General features: G+C 68.8%; 18 protein-coding genes. 12 read left to right on the top strand and 6 right to left on the bottom strand.

Annotated features, from left to right (window positions below):
• Positions 1-14 precede the first annotated feature (14 nt).
• The 4 genes from ATO6_RS01695 (at position 15) to ATO6_RS01680 (ending at position 8,003) form a co-directional block, all read left to right on the top strand.
• Positions 15-2,996, top strand: a complete 2,982-nt coding sequence (locus tag ATO6_RS01695; RefSeq protein WP_176440791.1) for a caspase family protein — start codon at positions 15-17, stop codon at positions 2,994-2,996.
• On the top strand, positions 2,993-4,660 hold the full coding sequence (gene amrB / locus ATO6_RS01690) for an AmmeMemoRadiSam system protein B (RefSeq protein WP_088622212.1): 1,668 nt from the start codon (positions 2,993-2,995) through the stop codon (positions 4,658-4,660). The genes ATO6_RS01695 and amrB overlap by 4 nt, the downstream gene beginning before the upstream one ends.
• Positions 4,661-4,718: 58 nt before the next feature.
• Positions 4,719-6,539 (top strand): hypothetical protein, encoded by a 1,821-nt coding sequence (locus ATO6_RS01685; RefSeq protein ID WP_088622211.1) that lies wholly within the window; start codon positions 4,719-4,721, stop codon positions 6,537-6,539.
• A gap of 63 nt (positions 6,540-6,602) precedes the next feature.
• Positions 6,603-8,003, top strand: a complete 1,401-nt coding sequence (locus tag ATO6_RS01680; protein WP_088622210.1) for an FAD-binding oxidoreductase — start codon at positions 6,603-6,605, stop codon at positions 8,001-8,003.
• Positions 8,004-8,320: 317 nt separating this feature from the next.
• Here the strand turns inward: ATO6_RS01680 and ATO6_RS01675 are convergent, their stop codons facing one another.
• Positions 8,321-9,754: a lytic murein transglycosylase gene (locus ATO6_RS01675; RefSeq protein ID WP_088622209.1), complete on the bottom strand. Its 1,434-nt coding sequence runs from the start codon at positions 9,752-9,754 to the stop codon at positions 8,321-8,323.
• Between the two features lie 174 nt (positions 9,755-9,928).
• Here ATO6_RS01675 and ATO6_RS01670 point away from each other — a divergent pair, with 174 nt between their 5' ends.
• Positions 9,929-10,333 carry a DUF1801 domain-containing protein gene (locus tag ATO6_RS01670; RefSeq protein ID WP_088622208.1) on the top strand — a complete coding sequence of 135 codons (405 nt, stop codon included), beginning with the start codon at positions 9,929-9,931 and terminating at the stop codon, positions 10,331-10,333.
• On the opposite strand, the gene rnr is transcribed toward ATO6_RS01670, so the two are convergent.
• Positions 10,330-12,585, bottom strand: coding sequence for a ribonuclease R (gene rnr / locus ATO6_RS01665; RefSeq protein ID WP_088622207.1), 2,256 nt, complete (start codon positions 12,583-12,585; stop codon positions 10,330-10,332). The two genes, ATO6_RS01670 and rnr, sit on opposite strands and share 4 nt — an antisense overlap.
• A 121-nt stretch (positions 12,586-12,706) precedes the next feature.
• Here rnr and ATO6_RS01660 point away from each other — a divergent pair, with 121 nt between their 5' ends.
• Entirely contained in the window at positions 12,707-13,345 is a 639-nt protein-coding gene (locus ATO6_RS01660) for a hypothetical protein (protein WP_088622206.1), read from the top strand.
• Between the two features lie 49 nt (positions 13,346-13,394).
• Here ATO6_RS01660 and ATO6_RS01655 read toward each other — a convergent pair whose 3' ends face one another.
• Together ATO6_RS01655 and ATO6_RS01650 are read right to left on the bottom strand one after the other, a co-directional pair.
• Positions 13,395-14,252 carry a TIGR00730 family Rossman fold protein gene (locus tag ATO6_RS01655; RefSeq protein WP_088622205.1) on the bottom strand — a complete coding sequence of 286 codons (858 nt, stop codon included), beginning with the start codon at positions 14,250-14,252 and terminating at the stop codon, positions 13,395-13,397.
• 132 nt (positions 14,253-14,384) lie between these two features.
• Positions 14,385-14,783 (bottom strand): hypothetical protein, encoded by a 399-nt coding sequence (locus ATO6_RS01650; RefSeq protein ID WP_088622204.1) that lies wholly within the window; start codon positions 14,781-14,783, stop codon positions 14,385-14,387.
• A 110-nt stretch (positions 14,784-14,893) separates the two neighbouring features.
• On the opposite strand from ATO6_RS01650, the gene ATO6_RS01645 reads away from it, so the two are divergent.
• From ATO6_RS01645 to ATO6_RS01635, 3 genes are all read left to right on the top strand, one after another.
• Positions 14,894-15,490 (top strand): TetR/AcrR family transcriptional regulator, encoded by a 597-nt coding sequence (locus tag ATO6_RS01645; RefSeq protein WP_088622203.1) that lies wholly within the window; start codon positions 14,894-14,896, stop codon positions 15,488-15,490.
• A gap of 82 nt (positions 15,491-15,572) precedes the next feature.
• Positions 15,573-16,400: a 2,3,4,5-tetrahydropyridine-2,6-dicarboxylate N-succinyltransferase gene (gene dapD / locus ATO6_RS01640; protein ID WP_088622202.1), complete on the top strand. Its 828-nt coding sequence runs from the start codon at positions 15,573-15,575 to the stop codon at positions 16,398-16,400.
• Between the two features lie 171 nt (positions 16,401-16,571).
• Positions 16,572-17,048, top strand: coding sequence for a VOC family protein (locus ATO6_RS01635; protein WP_088622201.1), 477 nt, complete (start codon positions 16,572-16,574; stop codon positions 17,046-17,048).
• A gap of 48 nt (positions 17,049-17,096) precedes the next feature.
• On the opposite strand, the gene ATO6_RS01630 is transcribed toward ATO6_RS01635, so the two are convergent.
• Positions 17,097-17,897, bottom strand: coding sequence for a crotonase/enoyl-CoA hydratase family protein (locus tag ATO6_RS01630; RefSeq protein WP_088622200.1), 801 nt, complete (start codon positions 17,895-17,897; stop codon positions 17,097-17,099).
• A gap of 164 nt (positions 17,898-18,061) precedes the next feature.
• Between ATO6_RS01630 and ATO6_RS01625 the strand changes: the two genes are divergently transcribed.
• From ATO6_RS01625 to dapE, 3 genes are all read left to right on the top strand, one after another.
• Positions 18,062-18,313 (top strand): GlsB/YeaQ/YmgE family stress response membrane protein, encoded by a 252-nt coding sequence (locus ATO6_RS01625; protein WP_088622199.1) that lies wholly within the window; start codon positions 18,062-18,064, stop codon positions 18,311-18,313.
• A 79-nt stretch (positions 18,314-18,392) separates the two neighbouring features.
• On the top strand, positions 18,393-18,731 hold the full coding sequence (locus ATO6_RS01620) for a hypothetical protein (protein WP_088622198.1): 339 nt from the start codon (positions 18,393-18,395) through the stop codon (positions 18,729-18,731).
• A gap of 66 nt (positions 18,732-18,797) precedes the next feature.
• Complete coding sequence (dapE, locus tag ATO6_RS01615; RefSeq protein WP_088622197.1) at positions 18,798-19,955, top strand: succinyl-diaminopimelate desuccinylase; 1,158 nt, start codon at positions 18,798-18,800, stop codon at positions 19,953-19,955.
• 4 nt (positions 19,956-19,959) lie between these two features.
• Here dapE and ATO6_RS01610 read toward each other — a convergent pair whose 3' ends face one another.
• Positions 19,960-20,721 carry a sulfite exporter TauE/SafE family protein gene (locus ATO6_RS01610; protein ID WP_217898956.1) on the bottom strand — a complete coding sequence of 254 codons (762 nt, stop codon included), beginning with the start codon at positions 20,719-20,721 and terminating at the stop codon, positions 19,960-19,962.
• Positions 20,722-20,776: the final 55 nt, after the last annotated feature.

Raw genomic sequence — 20,776 nt, 5'->3', positions numbered from 1 at the left:
CCGGTTTCAGTGCCTTGAACCGGAGGCTGCGGCTGGTGCTGCCGGTTGTGGCGGCGCTGCTCTCCGTCATGCCTGCCGTGGCACAGGACACACCCGATTTCCGGCTGGAGCTGGACACCGGCGGCCACCGTGCCGTGATCCGCGCCCTGTCGGCGGATGCCGAAGGGCGGCGGATCGCCTCGGTCTCGGATGACAAGACGGTGCGGATCTGGGACCTGAGCGGTGCAAGCGCGCCCTCGGTCCTGCGGGGCTTCATGGGCGACGGGAACGACGGGCTGGTCAATGCCGTGGCACTGTCGTCCGATGGCAGCAGGGTGGCCGTCGCCGGATATTTCGGCCCGCACAATGCGGCGCAGGGCCCGTTCGGCGACATCCGCATCTTCGACACAGGCACGCGCGCGGTGACCGGCGTGCTCAAGGGCTACCCCCTGATCGTCGACAGCCTGAGCTACTCGGCCGAGCGCGACGAACTGGCCGTCGGCGGGCAGGGCGGTGTGATCCACCGCTGGCGGGCCCCGTTCTCGGACGCGCCCGAACAGCTCGCCCCGCTCGACAGCTACGCGTCGCGGGTACTGCGCGTGGCCTTTGCGGCGGGCGGCACGCGGGTGGTGGCGGTCACGACGGACTACGGCCTGCGCATGTGGACCGCCGAGGGGGACGAGATCGAGCCGCCCGAGGCCGAACCGCTGTGGGACGTGGTCCTGACCGGCCTCGCCATCAGCGCCGACGGGTCGCGATTCGCGCTGTCCGGCGCGGACGGGCGGGTCGAGGTGCGAGCGGCCGAGGACGGCGCGGTGCTGACCCGCCTGCCGGACCGCCCGTTCCGGCCCGACGCGCTGGCCTTCGATGCCGAGGGGCGGCTGATCGTCGGCTGCACCTACCTCTGCGCCGGAGCGCACGGGGCCGAGGTCTGGGACCTGAGCGGTCCGACCCGGACCGCCGACTACGCCGGCCACAAGGGCGCCATCAGCGCGGCGCTCGCCCTGCCGAACGGTTCCGTCCTGACCGCAGGGGGCGCCGCGCCCGCGATCCATCTCTGGCGCCCCGGCACCGGGCAGGCCAGCCGCGTGCTGGCGGGCGAGGGCGCGCCGGTCACGGCGGTCGGTATCGCGCCCGACGCCAGCCGCATCGCTTGGGGCACCGGCGATCCCTGTCCCGACCGGCCCGTCTGTCCCGAGGTGCCCGGCACCCTGACGGCCAGCCTCGAACTACCGAACGGCGACCGCGGCTTTGGCAAGCCCGAGAGCACCGTGCCCGGCGGGCTGGACCGGGCCGTGCTGTCCGAGGGCGATACCGCGCTCTCCGTCACCGACGCGCCGGGCGGTGTGTTCGCGGGCGACGTGCTGCGGATCGAGGGCCCGGACGGGGCGGCCAGCATCCGCAAGGGCCCGACCGACGGCTACTACCACAGCGCCGCGACGCTGCTGCCGGACATGGAGGAGGCGCTGTCGGGCGGCGCGAACGGCCTGCTGATCGCCCACGATCTGACCGGCACGGTCGCCGGGGAATACGTCGGGCATACCGGCGACATCCTCGCCCTCGCCGCCGCCGAAGGCGCGAACCGGTTGATCTCGGGCAGCGCGGACCAGACGATGGTCCTGTGGAACCTCGAAACCCGCGAGGAGATCGCCCGTTTCTTCTTTGCGGGTGAAGACTGGATCATCTGGACCCCGCAGGGCTACTTCCATTCCTCCCCCGAGGGCGACCGGCTGGTCGGTTGGCGCGTGAACCGGGGCCGCGACGAGGCCGCCCGCTACATCCGCGCCCGCGAGCTCAAGCGTCACCTGCATTCGCCCGAGATCGTGCGCCGCGCGATCCTCACCGGCGACCCCGCCGCCGCCGCCCGCGACCTGCGCGGCACCGACAGTGAACTGACCGACCTGCTGATGCGCGCGCCCCCCGATTTCGACCTGCGCATCGCCGAGGAGATCGACGCGCCCGACGGCATCGCGGTGATCGAGCTGACAGGCGCGCGGGCGGACGAGGTGGAGGACTGGGGCTACACCATCCTCGTCAACGACCGCCGCGTGCCGCCGGTGCCCTATGCGGATCCGACGGGTCAGGGCCGGTCGCTCTACCAGGTGCCGCTCGGGCCGGGCGAGAACGCGATCCGGGTCACGGGCGAGGACGATTTCGGCTATATCACCGAACGCGGCGCCGTGGCGCTCAACGCCCTCCGCACCGCCGCGCCCGAGAAGCGCGGCAAGCTCTACGTCGCGGTGATCGGCGTGGCAGACTATCCGAACCTGCCCGACGCCTGTAACGGACGGTCCTGCGACCTCGCCTATCCGGTGAACGACGCGGTCGAAATCCTCGCCACGCTCGCTCGCACCACCGCGCCGCTCTACGAAGCGATGGAGACGCTGGTCATCGTCAGCCCCTCGCGGATCGACGGATCGGACAGCCTGATGACCACACTGTCCGCCGTCACCCCCGCCGATGCCATCCTGCCGCCCGAGGGGCGGGTGGTGGAGGACGAGCTGATCGACTTCCTCGCCCGCCCGACCGAAGAGGACACGACCATCGTCTTCGTGGCGGGCCACGGGCTGAACATCGACGAGGATTACTTCCTCGTCCCCGGCGACGCGCGCAGGCGGGGCGAGGAATGGCGGCGGTCGTCGCTGTTCGACTGGCGGATCCTGCAGGACGAGATGGGCTATGCCCTCGGCCGCCGCATCCTGCTGATCGACACCTGTCACGCGCAGGGTGCGTTCAACGCCCGGCTGGAAAAGGACGCCGCCGACGCGCGGATCGCTGTGTTCTCGGCCACCGCCGCGAACAACACCGCCGCCGAGCGGCGCGACCTTGGGCATGGCATCTTCACCTACGCCCTGCTCGAGGGGCTGCGGGGCAAGGCGGCGACCGGGGATGACGGCGTCCGACTGCTGGGGCTGGCGGACTACGTCTATCGCGAGGTGATACGCCTGTCGGACCAGCGGCAGGAGCCGTTCTATTCGCTGCTCGACACCTCCAACTACGTGGTGTCCCGCCCGTGATCCGCGCGCTGGTGCTGTGGCTGGCCGGTGCTGCGGCCGCCGTCGCGGCCTGTCCCGAAGGCGATGCGCCGTTCCCGGTGTTCTACGGCGATCATGCGCTGTTCGAAGGCGCGCTGGAGTCCACGTCGGACGAGCGGCCCGCTCCCGACCCGGTCCACGGCGTGACCGTCCCGCATCATCTGGAGGCGCCGGACCTCATCGCGCTCGGGTTGAAGCGGGCGGCGGGCAGGCGCCCGGACCGGATCGTGGTCATGTTCCCCGACCATTTCCGCAAGCTGCGTGGCCGGTTCGGCACCACACCGCGCGGGTTCGACACCCTGCTTGGCCCGGTCCTCGGCGACCCCGAGGGCGCGGCGCGTCTGACCGGATCGGGCGAGGTCGCGGTCGAGGACAGCTGCCTGTTCCAGACCGAACACGGGCTGCGCGCCCTGCTGCCCTTCATCGCGCGGCTCTTCCCGGACGTCCCGGTCCTGCCGCTGGCCATTGCCATCGGCAGCGGGCGCGACGACTGGGACCGGATGCTGCCGGTCCTGTCGCCGCTGATCGGGCGCGACACGCTGCTGGTGCAGGCCACCGACTTCTCGCATTACCTGCCGCACCATGCCGCGCGGCTGCGGGATCAGCAGGTGCTGAACCTGATGGCCGAGGGCGATCCCGACCGGATCGCAGCGCTGACCCAGCCGGGTCATATCGACAGCCCCGGCGCGCTCTACCTGATGACCCGCCTGATGGCCGCGCGCGGGGCGGAGCCGGTGGTGATCGCCAACCGCAACCTGCAGGAAAAAACGGACCGCTTCATCGCCGAGACGACCAGCTATGTCGTCGCGCTCTACCAGCCGCCGGGGTCCGATCCCGGTCCCGCCCCCGGCGCGGCCCCGGTGCACATGCTGGGCGGTGACGTCTTCGTTGGGCGGTCGCTGGTGCGTTACCTGAGCGACGACCTGGCCGCGGACCGGGTCGCGCAAGCGGTGCTGGGGGCCACCCGTGGCCTGCCGCTTATCGCGAACCTCGAAGGCGTGCTGCTGCCCGAGATGCCGGGCAACCTCGAACACCTCACGCTCGGGATGCCCGCCGATCTGGCGGTCGACATGGCGCGGCGGATGAACGTCGCCGCCTTCGGGCTGGCCAACAACCACGCCAGCGACATCGGCGCCTCGGGCCGGGCCGAAACGCGCCGCGCGCTCGATGCGGCGGGGATACCCCATGCGGGGCCGGGCGAGGCGCTGGATCTGCCCGGCCTCAGGATCGTCGCGCTGACCGATCTGGACGGATCGCTGCCCGCCCCCCGTGACCGGCTGGACGACGCGATGCTCGACCGGGCGATCTCGGACGATCCGACGGTGCCGGTGGTGGCCTTCATCCACTGGGGCGAGGAATTCGTCACCACACCCGGCCCGCGCGAAGAGGCGCTCGCGCTGGCCCTGTCGCGGCGGGGCGTGGTGGCGATCGTCGGCGCGCATCCGCACCGGGCCAGCGCTGGCGCGGCCACGGTAAACGGCGGCGACACGGTGATCTTTCATTCGCTGGGCAACCTGCTGTTCGACCAGTTGCCGCCCGAAAGCAACGGCGCGCTGGTCGAGGTTCGGAGCTTTCCGCAGGGCACGGTCTTTCTGCGGCAGATGCCGCTGCCGGACCTCTACCCGCTGGCGCGCCTGCCGCGATGAGGCTTGCGGCGGCGACAATCCGCCGACTAGTCTGACGTCGACGTAAATGAGGTCCGCCATGCCCCGATCCCGCCTGCTCTCGCTCCTGCTCGCCTCCACGCTGACCTTTGGCGCGGTGGCCCCGGCGCTGGCCGAAGGGTCGGGCGAGATCCGGGAACGGCTGCACGTCCTCTATGACCCGCAGACGCGCGAGGTCGTCCGCCGCATGGTTCGCATGGCCGATCCGGAACCGGAACTGGGCCTCGATTTCCAGTGGGAACCGGCGCAGGGCAACTGGCCGGGCGTCACGGACGACGGGCTGGCTGAAGGCCCCGGCGTCGCCGTCTGGCGGATCGCCGGGCTGGCCGCCTACGATCCCCGCGCGGTGCATCACCGCTACGAGGGCACGCTGAAGGCCGGCCGGTTCGACGGGCGGGGGACCCTGAGCTACCGCAGCGGCGCGAGGCTGTCGGGCACATGGCGGGCGGGGCTGTTGCAGGGCGAGGGGGAACACCGCGACGCGGGTGGCAACCTCTACGAAGGGCAGTTCACCGACGGTCGCGCCGACGGCGCGGGCATCTGGCGCGGGCGGGACGGTTTCGTCTATGCGGGCGCCTTCCGGCAGGGGCTGCGGCACGGCGCGGGACGGATCACCGAACCCGGCGGGCTCAGCTATGACGTAGCCTACGACATGGGCCGGCTGATCCGGTCGGAGCGGCCAGAAACGGGCGACCCGCTGATCGGCGGCCTGCTGCCCGCGCAGGGTGGCGAGGCGGCGTCGAACAGCCAGATGGCGGTCTATGTCGACCAGCGCGTGACGCAGGAACAGTCCACCCAATACGCCAGCGCGCCTCAGAACGGGGCGATCATGATCTTTCCGGCGGACGAGGACATGCAGGCCGCATGGACCGGCACCGGCGATGTCGGGCAACTGCACTACATGCTGAACGAATCCATGCAGAGCGACTGGGACGAAACCCGCGCCTTCGTGGTCATGGACCTCGCCACCATCGACGGTCAGCGCGAACGGGTCGACAGCGTCGATCTGGTCGTCAACCAGAGCGTCGTGCACAACCAGCCCATGCTGAGCGTCGAGGAGCATTCCGGCTGCGTCGGCTTCCGCCCCAGCTTCAGCCTGACCAACCACGGCTGGGGCGCGTTGGAATCGGCCGAGGCGAATGTCCGCTTCATCAATCCGAACTTCTACGACCCCAATGTGAAGTGGGGCGACGAACCGGGCACCCGGTGGCACGCGCTGTCGATAGGCGGCTTCGATCAGGGGACCGACGTGATGGTCCGCGACCTGCTGGCCGCCGCCGGTGTCGATGTCGCCCGGCTGGAGAACGAACGCTTCACCTGCCCCTCCGCCGAGATGATCGACCAGTGCCGCGCCGACCTCGCGCAGCGGGTGAATTTCGGCGAACTGCAGGGCTTCGTCGATGGCTGGAACGGGCTCAGCGCGCAGATGCAGGCGTTCCTGACCTACACATGGCGCGATGCGACCGGCGAGATGCAGTCCTCGCAGCAGACATTCAGCGCGACGATACCGCTGCTGTTCATCGAAACGCCGCGCGAACTGGCCGAATGCGGCGGGGCGGGGGCCTTCGCGACCGAGGCGCCGCAGTTCCAGGAAGTGGAGCTGACGCCTTCCCCCCAGCCGTTCCGGGTGAACATGCCGTTCCGCGGTAACCCCAACATCAGCCGCCTGATGCAAGGCCTCGCGCTCTGGTCGCGGCAGACCTCCTATTACGACATGTCGATCGAGGCGAAGTTCGCGGACGGCAGCGTCCGCTCCTCGCCGCCGCTGCAGCTCTATTTCATCCACCCCCGCGAAAACACCTTCGTCAGCCAGACCCGGCCCGCCACCTGTTATCTGCCGACCGAGGGGCCCGGCTGCTGACCGGGGACTTGCCGCCGCGCGCCTGACCGGCCATCAAGGGCGGACGCAAGGGAGGAGCCTGCGATGATCGACCGTCTGACCGCCGTCGTGGGCGACAAATACGTGCTGACCGGCGCGGACTGCGCGCCCTGGGCCACCGATTTCTCGGGCAAGGTCACGGCGCAGCCGATGGCCGTCGTCCGCCCCGCCGACACCGCCGAGGTCGCCGCGCTGATCCGGCTGGCGAACGAGACGCGGACGCCGGTTGTCCCCGCAGGCGGGCGGACCGGGCTGACCGGGGCGACGGTGGCCGAAGGGGCGCTGGTCATATCGCTCGACCGGCTGAACCGCGTCCGCGACATCCGCCCCGAGGCGCGGGTCGCCGTGGTCGAGGCAGGTGTGGTCCTGTCGAAACTGCACGAGACGGTCGAACAGCACGGGCTGGTCTTTCCGCTGACCTTCGGGGCGCGCGGCTCGGCCATGGTGGGCGGGTTCCTGTCGACCAATGCGGGCGGCTCGAACGTGCTGCGTTACGGCAATGCCCGTGATCTGGTGCTGGGGATCGAGGCGGTCCTGCCCTCGGGCGAGGTGCTGGACCTGATGAACGGGCTGCACAAGAACAACTCGGGCTACGACCTGCGGCACCTGATGATGGGGGCCGAGGGGACGCTGGGGATCATCACCACCGCGGTGGTCAAGCTCTACCCCAAGCCACGGGCCTATGCGACGGCCATGCTGGCGCTGCCCGACCTGCCGACCGCACTGCGCCTGCTGAACCAGGTGCAGGAGGATACCGGCGGTGCGGTCGAGGCCTGCGAGTTCATGCCGGGCGACTACTGCCGCAACTACGCCGACATCCACCCCGAACACGGCATGCCCTTTGACCGGGGTTACGATGTGACAGTGATGATGGAGCTTGGCGCGACCGCGCCGCGCGATTGCACACCGGGGCCGGATGGCGAGGTGCCGCTGGTCGCGCGTTTCGAGGAGATCCTCGCGGACTACATGGAGCAGGGCCTGCTGCTGGACGCGGTCGTCGCCCGGTCCGAGGCGCAGCGCAAGGTGATGTGGGCCCGGCGCGAGGCCGCGGCCGAGGTCGCCGCCACCCGCAAGCCGCGCGTGACCAACGACATCGCCGTTGAACTGGACCGGGTGGGTGAGTTCCTGACCCGTGCGGACGCGGTGCTGGCGCAGGTCGATCCCGGTGCGGACCGGTCGATCGTGGCGCATCTGGGCGACGGCAACATCCATTACACCGTCTGGCCGGGCTCGACCGACCCGGCAGCGCATGACCGCATGGTCGAGGCGATCGAGGAGATCGTGACCGACATGCGCGGCAGCTTCTCGGCTGAGCACGGGATCGGGACGTTCAAGCTGAACTCCATGGCCCGCCGCAAACCGCCCGTCGCGCTGGAGGCGATGCGGGCGATCAAGGCGGCGCTCGACCCGAACGGGATCATGAATCCGGGCAAGCTGATCCCCTGAGAGGCAGGGGCGGCGCATCTGCGTGCGCCGGGACCGACGTCGGGTGAACGACCTGGCGTGGCGTCCATTTCTGGCGCTGCCACAAGGTCCCATCCAGTATCCGCTGCGGCCGCCGGCGAAAACCAAGTGTCGGATTTGCGGCTGAGTGGCTCTCTCCGGTCTGCGAGGTATCCGGGCGAAACGTCTCTGCCGCGCGTTTCCCGCCCCGAAATGGCGAGGGGGCGGTCAGTCAACCGCCCCGCATACCGTTCATCACTGTCCCCGCGGTCCGGCCCGCGCGTCTGCCACCCGGCTTCGGTCCGTATCGGACTGCCGGTTCAGTTCCTCAGGCGTTTGAGCAGGTGCACCGACGGATAGCCGTCCGCATCCAGCCCCGACGCCATCTGGTAGGCACGGATCGCGGCGATGGTGTTGCCGCCGATCCAGCCGTCCACGCCGCCGGTGGAATAGCCGCGCCGCGTCAGCAGCGTCTGCAACTCTTCCCGCTCGGCACGTTTCAGCGAGCGTTCGCCCTCGGGCCAGGTCCCGGCAAAGGCGCCGCCGCCCGCGATCCGGTCGCCCAGATGCCCGACCCCGAGCGCATAGGCATCGGAGTTGTTGTAGCGCTTGATCACGTCGAAGTTCTTGAAAACGAGGAAGGCCACGCCGTCCGCACCGGCGGGCAGCAGCAGCCGCGCGCTGCCGTAATCCGGCACGGCACGGCCGATCACGTCCTTTACGCCGAGCTTGGCCCATTCGGACGGCATTCGCTTGTCCCCGGCCTTGGCAAAGTCGAAATTCGGCGGCAGCGCCACCTCGACACCCCAGGGCTGCCCTGCGATCCAGCCGGCATTCGCAAGGTAGGCGGCGGTGGAGGCCAGCGCGTCGGCCGGATCCTCGGACCAGATGTCACGCTTGCCGTCGCCGGTGTGGTCAACCGCGTAGGCAAGGTAGGAGGTCGGGATGAACTGGGTGTGCCCCATGGCCCCGGCCCAGCTCGCCATCATCTTGTCCTCGGTCGTGTCGCCGTGCTGCAGGATCTTGAGCGCCGCGATCAGCTGTTCCTCGAAGAACGCGCCGCGCCGACCTTCATAGGCCAGCGTCGCGAGGGCCGAGATCAGATGCGTATCGCCCCGGTTCGCGCCGTAATTGCTCTCCATCCCCCAGACGGCGGTAACGTATTGCGCCGGCACGCCGTATTTCGCCTCGACCGCACGCAGGGTCGACCGCTGCGCCGAAAGGCTGGCGCGACCGTTGGTGACCCGGCTGTCGGACGCCGCGCGGCCCAGGTACTGGCCGACGGACAGTGTGAATTCGGTCTGGTTCCGGTCGCGGCGGATGACCTCGGGCAGGAACCCGGCATGCGAGAAAGCGGCGTCGAGCGTCGCGGCGCTGATGCCCTGCGCCATCGCGCGGGCGCGGAAGCCGCGGACCCATATGTCGAAACCTGCGTTCGGCTCGGTCTGGCGGATCGCCGGAACCTCGGGCTTGGCGGATTGAACGGCGACGGCCACCGCCCGTGCGTCGGGCCGCAGCCGGGGCCGCAGGCTGCGCGTGACGGTGATCGTGTCGCGCCGGACCGCCGGTTTCGGGGCGGGCGCGGTCAGCGAGGTGTCCAGCCGGGTCGCCGCGTCGATCGCCTGCGCGGCGCGCGCGACGATTTCCAGCGATTTCGGCCGCGCCTCGGGCCGCTGGCTGGTGTCCGTGGGACCGGCAAGGGCCGTCCCCGCCAGAAATGGAATCGCAATTGCCGTGAAAAGTGCCTGCCTCATGTCACCACCGTCTGCTCGTGCGGTTTATTTTTCGCTAACAATACTCCGATTGTTTCCAAATCGAAAGCATCGCGCCCTGTCCGTGGTCATGAGAGAATCCGGACTGGCGGATATGCAACTGACGCAATGGTGTCACCAGCGTTCCGGCATATTGCCGCGCATGAGGAGGAAGACATGCTGGACGAAAGCTTTGATCGCACCGACGTTGCTGCATATTTCCAAAACGCCCCCGAACCCGCGCGGACCGGGCTGATGACCCTGCGCCGCCTGATTCTCTCCGTCGCGTCGGAAACGCCCGGCGTCGGTCGACTCGACGAGGCGCTGCGCTGGAACCAGTTGGCCTACCTGACGCCGGACACGAAATCCGGATCCACCCTGCGCCTCGGCGTCACGCCCGGTGGCTTCGCGCTCTACGCGCATTGCCGGACGTCGATCATCCCCGATTTCGCGGCGGCATTTCCTGGACTGGACCGGATCGAGGGCACGCGCGGGGTCCATTTCCAGACCGCCGCCGACATCGACCCGCCGCGTCACGCACAGCTGATCCGCCACGCGCTGACTTATCACCTGCGCCGCTAGCGGCGGTTGCGGGTGACCTTGCGCTTGATCTTGGCGCCCTTCTTCTTCGACGCCTCAAGCTTGCGGCGCTGTGGCCGCGACCGGCCCCGCTGCGGACCGCGCGGGGTCGCCTTGCCGTCGAGCGCCAGCAGCTCCAGCTCCAGCCCGCCCGTCACCGGTGCGGCCTGTGCCAGCCGGACGGTCACGCGCTGGCCGGGGGCGATCAGGATGCCGCTGTCGGCGCCCATCAGGGTCTCGCCCTCGCGGTCGTAGTGGAAATACTCGCCGCCGAGGTTGCGCATCGGGATCAGCCCGTCCGCCCCGGTCTCGTCCAGCCGGACGAAAGCGCCGAAGCGGGCGATGCCAGAGATGCGGCCGGTCAGTTCGTCGCCCACGCGTTCCGACAGGTAGGCGGCAAGGTAGCGGTCGGTCGTGTCCCGCTCGGCGGCCATCGACCGGCGCTCGGTCTCGGAGATGTGCTGCGCGGTCTGTTCCAGCCTCTCGACCTCGTCCGGCGACAGGCCGTCCTTGCCCCAGCCATGGGCCGAAACCAGCGCGCGGTGCACGATCAGGTCGGAATAGCGCCGGATCGGCGAGGTGAAATGCGCGTAGTTCTGCAGGGCGAGGCCGAAGTGGCCGAAGTTCTCGGGGGAATAATACGCCTGTGTCATCGACCGCAGCGTCGACATGTTGATCAGCTCGGCATGTTCCGTCCCCGCCGCATCGTCCAGCAGGCGGTTGATCTGGCGGGTGTGCAGCACCTGCCCCTTGGCGAGGTTGAAGCCCGCCGCCTGAGCCGTCTCGCGCAGGGCGTCGATCTTTTCGGTCTTGGGCTCCTCGTGGACCCTGAACAGCAGCGGCGACTTCTTCGCGATCAGCGTTTCGGCGGCCGCGACGTTGGCGAGGACCATGAATTCCTCGATCAGCTTGTGCGCGTCGAGGCGGTCCTTGAAGTTCACCGAAACGACCTTGCCGTCCTCCGACAGCACGATCCGCCGCTCGGGCAGGTCGAGGTGCAGCGGCTGGCGCAGCTCACGCGCGTGGTTCAGCGCGAGATAGGCGTCGTGGAGCGGTTTCAGCACCGTCTCGAGCAGCGGCGCGGTCTTGTCGTTCGGGTTGCCGTCGAGCGCGTCCTGCACGTCTTCGTAGGCCAGCGACGCGACGGAGCGCATCAGTCCCCGGTGGAAGTCGTGCGACAGCTTCTTGCCCTGCGCGTCCAGCTTCATCCGGACGGCGACACAGGCGCGCGGCACGTCCTCGTGCAGCGAACACAGATCGCCGGACAGCCGGTCGGGCAGCATCGGCACGACGCGGTCGGGGAAATACGTGGAGTTGCCACGCTTGCGCGCCTCGCGGTCCAGCGCGGAACCGGGGGTCACGTAATGGGCGACGTCGGCGATGGCGACCCACAGGATGTGGCCGCCGGGGTTCTTGGGATCGTCGTCGGGCTGCGCCAGCACCGCGTCGTCGCGGTCGCGCGCGTCCGAGGGGTCGATGGTCAGCAGCGGCAGGTCGCGCAGGTCCTCGCGGCCCTTCAGCCCGGCGGGCTTGATGCTGTCGGCCTCGGCCAGAACCGCGTCGGGGAAATCGTCGGGAATCCCGTGCTGGTGGATCGCGATCAGCGAGACCGAGCGCGGTTCGGTCGGATCGCCCAGCCGGGCGACGATACGGGCGCGCGGCAGGCCCATCCGGGCCTTGGGGCCGGACTGTTCCGCCTCGACCAGTTCGCCGTCCTTCGCGCCGTGCAGCGCGCCGGGCGGCACCATCCATTCGAGGTCCGCGCCCTTGTCGATCGGCATGATCCGCCCGCCCTCGGCCCCCTTGCGGAAGATGCCGAGGATCTTGCGGGGCGAGGTGCCGATGCGCCGGATCAGCCGCGCTTCGTAATGGTGATCGCCGCCGGGAATGCGGGTCAGGCGGGCGAGGATGCGGTCGCCCTCGCCAAGCGCCGGATCCGAGGCGCGGGGCAGCAGCAGCACCTTCGGCTCCACCCCTTCGCCCTGCCATTCCAGCGGGCGGGCGGTCAGGTCGCCGTCATCGTTCGGGCCGTTGACCAGCAGGACCGAAACGGGCGGCAGGCTTTCGGGGTCGCGGTAGGTCTTCTTCCGCTTCTCCAGATGCCCCTCGGCCTCCAGCTCCTTCAGCGTGCGCTTGAGGTCGATGCGGGCCGCGCCCTTGATCCCGAACGCCTTGGCGATGTCGCGCTTGGCGGTCAGGGTCGGGTTGTCGGCGATCCACTGGAGGATCTCTTCCTTGGTGGGCAGGGTGCTCATGTCCGCTGGACTATCACGCGGGCGGGGCGGCGTCATCGGGGGAAATGCCGGCCAGACGCGCTGGAACCTCCCCGGCGCGCATGTGTTCACCGCCTGACCGCAGCGAAAGGAGGGCGGGCAGATGGACTGGATCGCCAACCACAGTGGCGCACTGAACTTTGCCGTGAACCTCGGCATGTTCTTCGTGTGGGTCGCCTACCTGCAGCTTTTCCTGATGACCTACCTGCGCGCCCGCAAGCCGCGGCTGATCATCAACCGGGGCACCGGGTCGGATGTCGACTCGCTCTGCCTCGTGTCGAACATGAGCGAACAGCCGGTCTATCCGCAGAACGTGTTCTGCACGATCCACCATGCCGGGGGCGCATGCTCCGCCACCATCACCGACCGCGACCTGCTGCAGAAGTCGGCGGGCGACGAACGTCCGCGGGGGATCACCAGCCAGGGCCCCCTGTCGCGCGGCGGGTTCATGAGCATGGGCACCTTCCGCAACATGCTCGAGATCACGGCCGAGATGTCGGACGACTGTCCGGGCGACCTGATGTCCGAGCCGGACCAGATCGAGAGCATGGAGATCCTAGTGATCGCGGCCTTCGGCGGCGACGACCTGGAGATCGCGGCGAAGCGCACCTACCGGATCGACACCGGCACCGACCCGTGGGAGGTCATCCCGATAGGCCCCGACACCAAGCAGGTGGCCAGCCGGTCCGAGCGCAAGCAGATCCGGCGGATGATCGAAAGCGAACTGGCCGACGCGGCGTGACCGGTCGCCGGGGGCAGGGGGACGGCGGAAAAACCGAAGCTGTGTCCGGTCAGTTGTCCCGGCCCGGAATGTGGCGCCGCTTTTCGCCCGCGCCCTCCCACGTGTCGATCGCGGCGATGGCCTCGTCCGCCGTTTCGACGAACCGGAACAGCTTCAGATCCTCGTCCGAGATCGTCCCGGCATCCGCCAGCGCCTCCCAGTTGATGATCTTGTCCCAGAACGCGCGACCGAACAGCAGGAAGGGCACCCGCTCCATCCGGCCGGTCTGGATCAGCGTCAGCGCCTCGAACATCTCGTCCAGCGTGCCGAACCCGCCGGGGAACACGCAGACCGCGCGGGCACGCATCAGGAAATGCATCTTGCGGATGGCGAAGTAGTGGAAGTTGAAGCACAGGTCCGGCGTGACCCATTCGTTGGGCGCCTGTTCGTGCGGCAGGACGATGTTCAACCCGATCGACTGGCCGCCCGCATCGTCGGCCCCACGGTTCCCCGCCTCCATGACGCCGGGGCCGCCGCCGGTGCAGATGACCCATTCGCGGCCGTAGCTCTCCAGCGACTTCTCGGTCATCTTCCGGGCAAAGACCCGCGCCTCGTCGTAGAACCTGCTCAGTTCCTTCAGCGTCTCGGTGCGGGCCTTTTCCTTGAGCGCGGGCCGCGGGATGCGGGCGCCGCCGAACAGGACGACCGTCGACTCGATCCCGCGTTCGTCCATCACCAGCTGAGGTTTCAGCAGTTCCAGCTGCAGCCGGACGGGACGCAGTTCGTCGCGGCACAGGAAATCGTCGTCGGCAAAGGCCAGACGATACGCAGGCGCACGGGTCTGCGGGGTGTCCGGCACCTCGGTCGCGGTGCGGATGTCGGTGCCCGCATCGCGGAAGGGGCTGTGGCTCTGGCGGTCCTCGGTCATGACGCCCTTCCTTGGTCGGCGGTCCTGTTGTCCCGAGTGTTCTAAGCGCGTAGCGCCCCGGCCACCATGCCCGCGCGCCGAAAAAACGGACGCCGCGCCCGGTTCGCAACGGGCGCGGCGTGATGACCGGGGTCAGGCGGCAAGACGCGCGGCGTTCGCCCGCCCGTCCGGCGCAGGGGCACGGACGAGCCGATAGCCAATCGTCAGCACCGAGATCTGGGCCGCGATGACGGCGGGCCAGATCAGCGGGAACTGTGCGTCGAGGTATTTCTGCGGCCCGAACGAGGCCAGCGCCATGAGCGCGGCGAGCCCCGCCAGACCCCGCCCGGCCCGCGTGCCGGTCCCCAGAACCAGCGATGCGGCACAGGCAGCCACTGCGGCGCCGAGGAAGGGTGCGATACCGAAGACGGGTGTCGCCTGAGGCGGATGCGGCGGCACGCCGGCGTAAAGCGCGCCGAGCATGACGAGTTGCAGAAGGACGAGGGCCGCAAGCGCGGCCGAGACGGGGCGGTCGGTGTGAAAATCGGTCATCGTTCTCTCTCAGTTGAAGAAGCTGCAAATCCGTAACCATCATTACGGTTGCTCATATACGTAATAACGGTTACGGATTCCGTCAACAGGTTTTTCCAGAGTTGAGCGACATGAAGGAACAGGCCCGAGCCAGGAGGCAGGAACAGATCGAAGCCGCCGCCTACGACCTGCTCGAGAAGAAGGGCTACGACGGCACGACGATGGCCGCCGTCGCGAGGCAGGCCGGCGCCTCGATGGAAACGCTCTACCGCTGGTATGGCGACAAGCAGGGGCTGTTCCGCGCACTTGTCACACTGAACACGCAAGAGGTGCGGGCCCGCCTGGACACCGCGCTGTCGGGCGGCGCGGACCCGGAAGCGGCGCTGAGGGTGGGTGGCGCGGAACTGCTGGCGATGCTGACCGGCGCGCGTGCCGTCGCCCTGAACCGTGCTGCGGCCGCGGATCCGTCCGGCGAGCTCGGGCGGGCCATCGCGGAAGAGGGGCGCGACCTCGTCCTGCCGCTGATCGCCGAGACCTTCGCGGCACTTGCGGCGACCGGCGTGCTGGGCGCGATGCCGCCCGCCCGTGCGGCGGAACTCTTCATCACCCTGCTGGTCGCCGATCTTCAGATCCGGCGCGTGGTGGCGCGTATCCCCGCCCCTGATCCAGACACGTGCCGGGCCCGCAGCGAAGCGGCGATGGACCTTGTGCTCAGGCTTTCCGCGTGATGCCGTGAAAACGCGACGATTGTCACCCGGCCCCTTGCTGGCTATGACACCGCGAACGCAATTCCAGACCGGAGAGCCCCCGATGAACCTCGCCCAGCTCGAAACCGCCATCGAAGCGGCATGGGACGCCCGCGACAAGATCACCCCCGCCACCACGGGCGAGACCCGCGAGGCGATCGAGGACACGCTGAACGCGCTCGACAGCGGTCAGCTCCGTGTCGCGGAAAAGCAGGTGGACGGCAAATGGCACGTGCACCAGTGGGCCAAGAAGGCGGTGCTGCTCGGTTTCCGTCTGAAGGACATGGAACAGCAGTCGGGCGGCCCGCAGGGCGGCGGCTGGTGGGACAAGGTCGACAGCAAGTTCGAGGGCTGGGGCGACAACCAGTGGAAGGCCGCCGGTTTCCGCGCCGTGCCGAACTGCGTCGTCCGCAAGTCGGCATTCATCGCCAAGAACGTGGTGCTGATGCCGTCCTTCGTGAACCTCGGCGCCTATGTCGACGAGGGCACGATGGTCGACACATGGGCGACGGTCGGCTCCTGCGCGCAGATCGGCAAGGGTGTGCACCTGTCCGGCGGCGTCGGCATCGGCGGGGTGCTGGAACCGATGCAGGCCAATCCGACGATCATCGAGGACAACTGCTTCATCGGCGCCCGCTCCGAGGTGGTCGAGGGCGTGATCGTCCGCGAAGGCTCGGTGCTGGGCATGGGCGTGTTCCTCGGCCAGTCGACCAAGATCTTCAACCGCGAGACGGGCGAGACCTTCTATGGCGAGGTGCCGCCCTATTCCGTCGTCGTCTCGGGCTCGCTGCCCTCGTCGAACGGGGTGAACCTCTACTGCGCGGTGATCGTGAAGACGGTGGATGAAAAGACCCGGTCCAAGACCTCGATCAACGAGCTGCTGCGGGACTGATCCCCGCCCGGCGACGTCTATCAAAGGCCCGCGTCATGGACGCGGGCCTTTTGCGTTGGCGTTCCCGGATCGTCTGAATGGCGCGGGTCCGCCGATCCCCGAGTTGGGGCTGGCAGAATCGGATCGCGACGCTAGGTTGATATTCAACATATCAAGGCGAGGCCCGGATCCATGACCCCCAAGAACACCATCTGCATCTGGTACGACAGCGAGGCCGAGGCGGCCGCCAACTTCTATGCCGAGCACTTTCCGGACAGCGCCGTCCGTGCGGTTCACCGCGCGCCCGCCGACTTTCCCTCCGGCAAGAAGGGCGATGTGCTGACGGTCGAGTTCACGGTCTTCGGCATCCCCTGCCTCGGCCTGAACGGCGGCCCGATCTTCCCGCATACCGAGGCCTTTTCGTTCCAGATCGCCACCGACGACCAGGCGGAAACCGACCGCTACTGGAACGCCATTGTCGGCAACGGCGGCGCCGAAAGCGCCTGCGGGTGGTGCAAGGACCGCTGGGGCATCAATTGGCAGATCACCCCGCGCACCCTGACCGAGGCGCTGGCGGCGGGCGGCGACGAGGCGAAGCGGGCGTTCGAGGCGATGATGCAGATGCGGAAGATCGACGTCGCGACCATCGACGCGGCGCGGCGCGGCTGATGCCTGTCCGCCGGGGCGCGGGGGGCCGCGCTCCGGCATTCGGCGGGGTTATTCCCCGGTGAACCGCGGCTCCCGCTTTTCCCGGAAGGATGCGACGCCCTCGGCCGCGTCCTTGGTCTGGCGGATGGCGCGCTGTTTCTCGTCGATCCACTCGATCACCGCGCGCTCGCCGCTGCGCTGGAAGACGCGCCCGGCCTCGAGGATCGCCTGAACGGCCAGGGGGGCGTTCTTGCCGATCGCCTCGGCGATCTCCAGCGCGCGGTCGACCTCGGTCCCGGCGGGCACGACCTCCTGCACCAGCCCAAGCCTGTGTGCTTCGGCCGCGCCGATCTCGGGCGTGGGCAGCAGCAGCATCATGGCGTTGCCGTAGCCCGCCCGCTCGATGAAGCGCTGGATCGCGCCGCCGCCGGGGATGATCCCGCGCTTGGCCTCGATCTGGGCGAAACGGCAGTCGTCGGCGGCGATCACGATGTCCGCCCCCAGCATCAGTTCGATCCCGGCGGTGTAGGTGATGCCCTGAACGGCGGCGATCACAGGCTTCTTGCAGCGCCGCCAGCGGGCGTAGGGGTCGATCCGGTCCTTGGTGACGTGGTTCTTCTTTTCCTTCCACATCGCGGCGATCTTGGGCAGGTCGAGCCCGGCGGTGAAGTGCCCGCCATGTCCGAAGACCACACCGCAGCGCAGGTCGTCATCCTCGTCCAGTAGCTCGTAGGCGTCCTGCAACTGCCGGAACATCGTCGGGGTCAGCCCGTTCAGCTTTTCCGGCCGGTCGAGGCCGATCAGCAGGATGGACCCCCTGCGTTCGACGGAAATCTGCCCGTCCGGGTCGCGCTCGGCTGCGTCTGCCATGTCGTCGTCTCCTTTTGCTGGTGACGCGCAGCCTGCCACAGGTCCGGGCGGGGTGAAGGGACGAAATGATTTCTTCACGGATGCGCAGTGGCTTCGGAACTTCGCGCCCCCGCGCGCCGTTGACACGCGAAGGCCCAGTATGGGCATGGATACAGGAGACCATCATGGAAGGACTGGGCTGGATCGCGGCGATCATCGTCGGCGCCCTCGCGGGCTGGATCGCGGAAAAGATCATGAAGGCGGACCACGGTCTGCTGACCAACATCATCCTCGGGATCATCGGGGCGGTCGTCCTGAACTTCCTGCTGATCACCATCCTCGGCGCCACGCTCGGCGGCTGGATCGGGCAGCTGATCATCGGCATCATCGGTGCCTGCCTGCTGATCGCGGGCTACCGGGCGATCCGGCGCGCCTGACGGCGCGATCATCGTGGGACTCGACAGCCCCCGCGGTTTCTGAAAGGTGCACCACCGATCAGACACCGCGGGGGCAGCCATGTCCAAGGACGACAAGCCGAAGAAGAAACAGCAGGTCTACACCCTCCTCGTCGAGGTGGGGCGCAAGGCCGGGGACGGTTTGCCCAAGGGCGCGACCGGCGCGGCGCTGATGTGCTACGCCTCGGGCGTGGACGAAGCCGAGGCGGTGCGCGAGACGGTGGCGATCCTCAAGCAGGCTGACATGAACCCGCTCGACGTCTCGGGCTACGGCACGCTGGACGAAAGACTGGCCGAGGGGCACGAGATCGACGAGGACGAGCGCGCGTTGATGGAGCGTGCGCTGCAAGAGAACTCGGTCATCGTCGCGCAGATGACGCCGTTCTTCGACAAGGCGTGACGCCCCTTCCGCTCTTTTCGCCGCTGGGCTAGGTCTGACCGGAGCCCCAGTCGAGGATCCGAAGTCATGACCGCCGAGCACCCCCAGACCGATCCCGTCGCGCTGACCGCCGACCTGATCCGCTGCCCCTCCGTGACGCCGGACGAGGGCGGCGCGCTGGTCTTGCTCGAAAAGCTTTTGTCGGAAGCCGGGTTCGACTGCACCCGTGTCGACCGCGGCGTCACCTCCAACCTCTTCGCCCGCTGGGGCGCGAAAGGCGCTGCGCGGACCTTCGGGTTCAACGGGCACACCGATGTCGTGCCAGTCGGGGACGCAGCCGCCTGGACCGTCGATCCGTTCGGAGCGGTGGAAAAGGACGGCATGCTCTGGGGCCGGGGCGCGACCGACATGAAATCCGGCGTCGCCGCCTTTGCCGCCGCGGCGATCGACTTCACCCGCGCCACACCGCCGGACGGGGCGGTCATCCTGACGATCACCGGGGACGAGGAGGGCGACGCCACCGACGGCACCGTCGCCCTGCTGGACTGGATGAAAGCCAATGACGAGGCGATGTCGGTCTGCCTCGTGGGCGAGCCGACCTGCCCGGAGAACATGGGCGAGATGATGAAGATCGGCCGCCGCGGCTCGGTCACCGCCTTTTTCACCGCGACCGGCGTGCAGGGCCATTCAGCATATCCGCACCGCGCCAGGAACCCGCTCCCCGCGATGGCCCGGCTGATGGACCGCCTCGCCTCGCACACGCTGGACGAGGGCAACGACCACTTCGACGCCTCCACCCTCGCCGTCGTGCAGTTCGACACCGGCAACGCGGCGACCAACGTGATCCCGGCCCAGTGCCGCGCGGCGGTCAACATCCGCTTCAACGACATGCACTCCAGCGGCAGCCTGTCGAAGTGGATGCAGGACGAGGCGGACCGCGTGGCGAAGGACTTCGACCTCAAGATCGAGATGCGCGTGAAGGTGACGGGCGAAAGCTTCCTCACCCCGCCGGGCGCGCTGTCGGACCTCGTGTCGAAATCGGTGGCCGCCGAGACGAACGTCGTCCCGGTCCTGTCGACCACCGGCGGCACCTCGGATGCGCGCTTCGTCAAGGATCACTGCCCGGTGGTGGAATTCGGCCTCGTCGGCCAGACCATGCACCAGGTCGACGAACGGGTGCCGGTCGACCAGATCCGTCAGCTCAAACGCATCTACACCCGGATCCTGCGCGACTACTTCGCCTGACGGCTCACAGGTAGCCGCCGATCCCGTCCCAGAGCAGCTTGACCCCCGCCAGCGCCAGCAGGCCGTAGCACAGGCGATAGACCGTCGCCTGGTCCAGCCGGTTGTGCAGCCGCCACCCGGCCCAGATCGCCAGCGGGATCACCGGCGCGGCGGCGGCCATCAGCCACAGCATCGGCGCGGTCGGCGGCTTCAGCCACAGCCATGGCGCGACCTTGGCGATGTTGCCGATGGTGAAGACGATGCTGGTGGTGCCCGCGTAGACGCCCTTGGGCAGGCCCAGCCCCAGCAGGTAGATCGCCAGCGGCGGCCCGCCCGCATGGGCCACCATGGACGTCACGCCCGATCCGAACCCCGCCGCCATCGCGCCCGGTGTCGAATGATCATGCCGCGCCCGGCCCGATCCGCGCAACCAGAGCAGGAAGAACGCGATACTCACGATCCCCAGCAGGACCGAGATCGCCCGGTGATCCAGCACCGCCAGCAGGAACGTCCCCGCCACCGTCCCGGCCAGCATGGCGGGCAGGATCGGCACCACCTCGCGGCGCGACCATGTCGACGGGCGCCAGACCAACAGGGCGCAGGCGTCCATGACAAGGAACAGCGGCGCCAGCACCGCGCCTGCTACGAGCGGATCCATGGCCAGCGACATCACCGGTATCCCGACCATCGCCAGCCCGCCGCCAAAGGCGCCCTTGACGAAGGCGATCAGCACGACCGCCGCCCAGGTCACCGCCAGCACCGCCGGGCTCAGTTCGATCAGTTCCACCGCGCACCTCCGAAGACCGCGCCATCAAACCCGCACGAACGGCAGGCACAAGGGC

Source organism: Oceanicola sp. 22II-s10i (genome assembly GCF_002210105.1).
Classification (GTDB): domain Bacteria; phylum Pseudomonadota; class Alphaproteobacteria; order Rhodobacterales; family Rhodobacteraceae; genus Pseudooceanicola.
This window is presented reverse-complemented; position numbering and strand designations above follow the sequence as displayed.

Bases quoted from the DNA above. Each gene is read 5' to 3' on its own strand.
- ATO6_RS01685 (WP_088622211.1), top strand. From the start codon at position 4,719: ATGCCCCGATCCCGCCTGCTCTCGCTCCTGCTCGCCTCCACGCTGACC.
- ATO6_RS01680 (WP_088622210.1), top strand. From the start codon at position 6,603: ATGATCGACCGTCTGACCGCCGTCGTGGGCGACAAATACGTGCTGACC.
- ATO6_RS01675 (WP_088622209.1), bottom strand. From the start codon at position 9,754: ATGAGGCAGGCACTTTTCACGGCAATTGCGATTCCATTTCTGGCGGGG.
- ATO6_RS01670 (WP_088622208.1), top strand. From the start codon at position 9,929: ATGCTGGACGAAAGCTTTGATCGCACCGACGTTGCTGCATATTTCCAA.
- rnr (WP_088622207.1), bottom strand. From the start codon at position 12,585: ATGAGCACCCTGCCCACCAAGGAAGAGATCCTCCAGTGGATCGCCGAC.
- ATO6_RS01660 (WP_088622206.1), top strand. From the start codon at position 12,707: ATGGACTGGATCGCCAACCACAGTGGCGCACTGAACTTTGCCGTGAAC.
- ATO6_RS01655 (WP_088622205.1), bottom strand. From the start codon at position 14,252: ATGACCGAGGACCGCCAGAGCCACAGCCCCTTCCGCGATGCGGGCACC.
- ATO6_RS01650 (WP_088622204.1), bottom strand. From the start codon at position 14,783: ATGACCGATTTTCACACCGACCGCCCCGTCTCGGCCGCGCTTGCGGCC.
- ATO6_RS01645 (WP_088622203.1), top strand. From the start codon at position 14,894: ATGAAGGAACAGGCCCGAGCCAGGAGGCAGGAACAGATCGAAGCCGCC.
- dapD (WP_088622202.1), top strand. From the start codon at position 15,573: ATGAACCTCGCCCAGCTCGAAACCGCCATCGAAGCGGCATGGGACGCC.
- ATO6_RS01635 (WP_088622201.1), top strand. From the start codon at position 16,572: ATGACCCCCAAGAACACCATCTGCATCTGGTACGACAGCGAGGCCGAG.
- ATO6_RS01630 (WP_088622200.1), bottom strand. From the start codon at position 17,897: ATGGCAGACGCAGCCGAGCGCGACCCGGACGGGCAGATTTCCGTCGAA.
- ATO6_RS01625 (WP_088622199.1), top strand. From the start codon at position 18,062: ATGGAAGGACTGGGCTGGATCGCGGCGATCATCGTCGGCGCCCTCGCG.
- ATO6_RS01620 (WP_088622198.1), top strand. From the start codon at position 18,393: ATGTCCAAGGACGACAAGCCGAAGAAGAAACAGCAGGTCTACACCCTC.
- dapE (WP_088622197.1), top strand. From the start codon at position 18,798: ATGACCGCCGAGCACCCCCAGACCGATCCCGTCGCGCTGACCGCCGAC.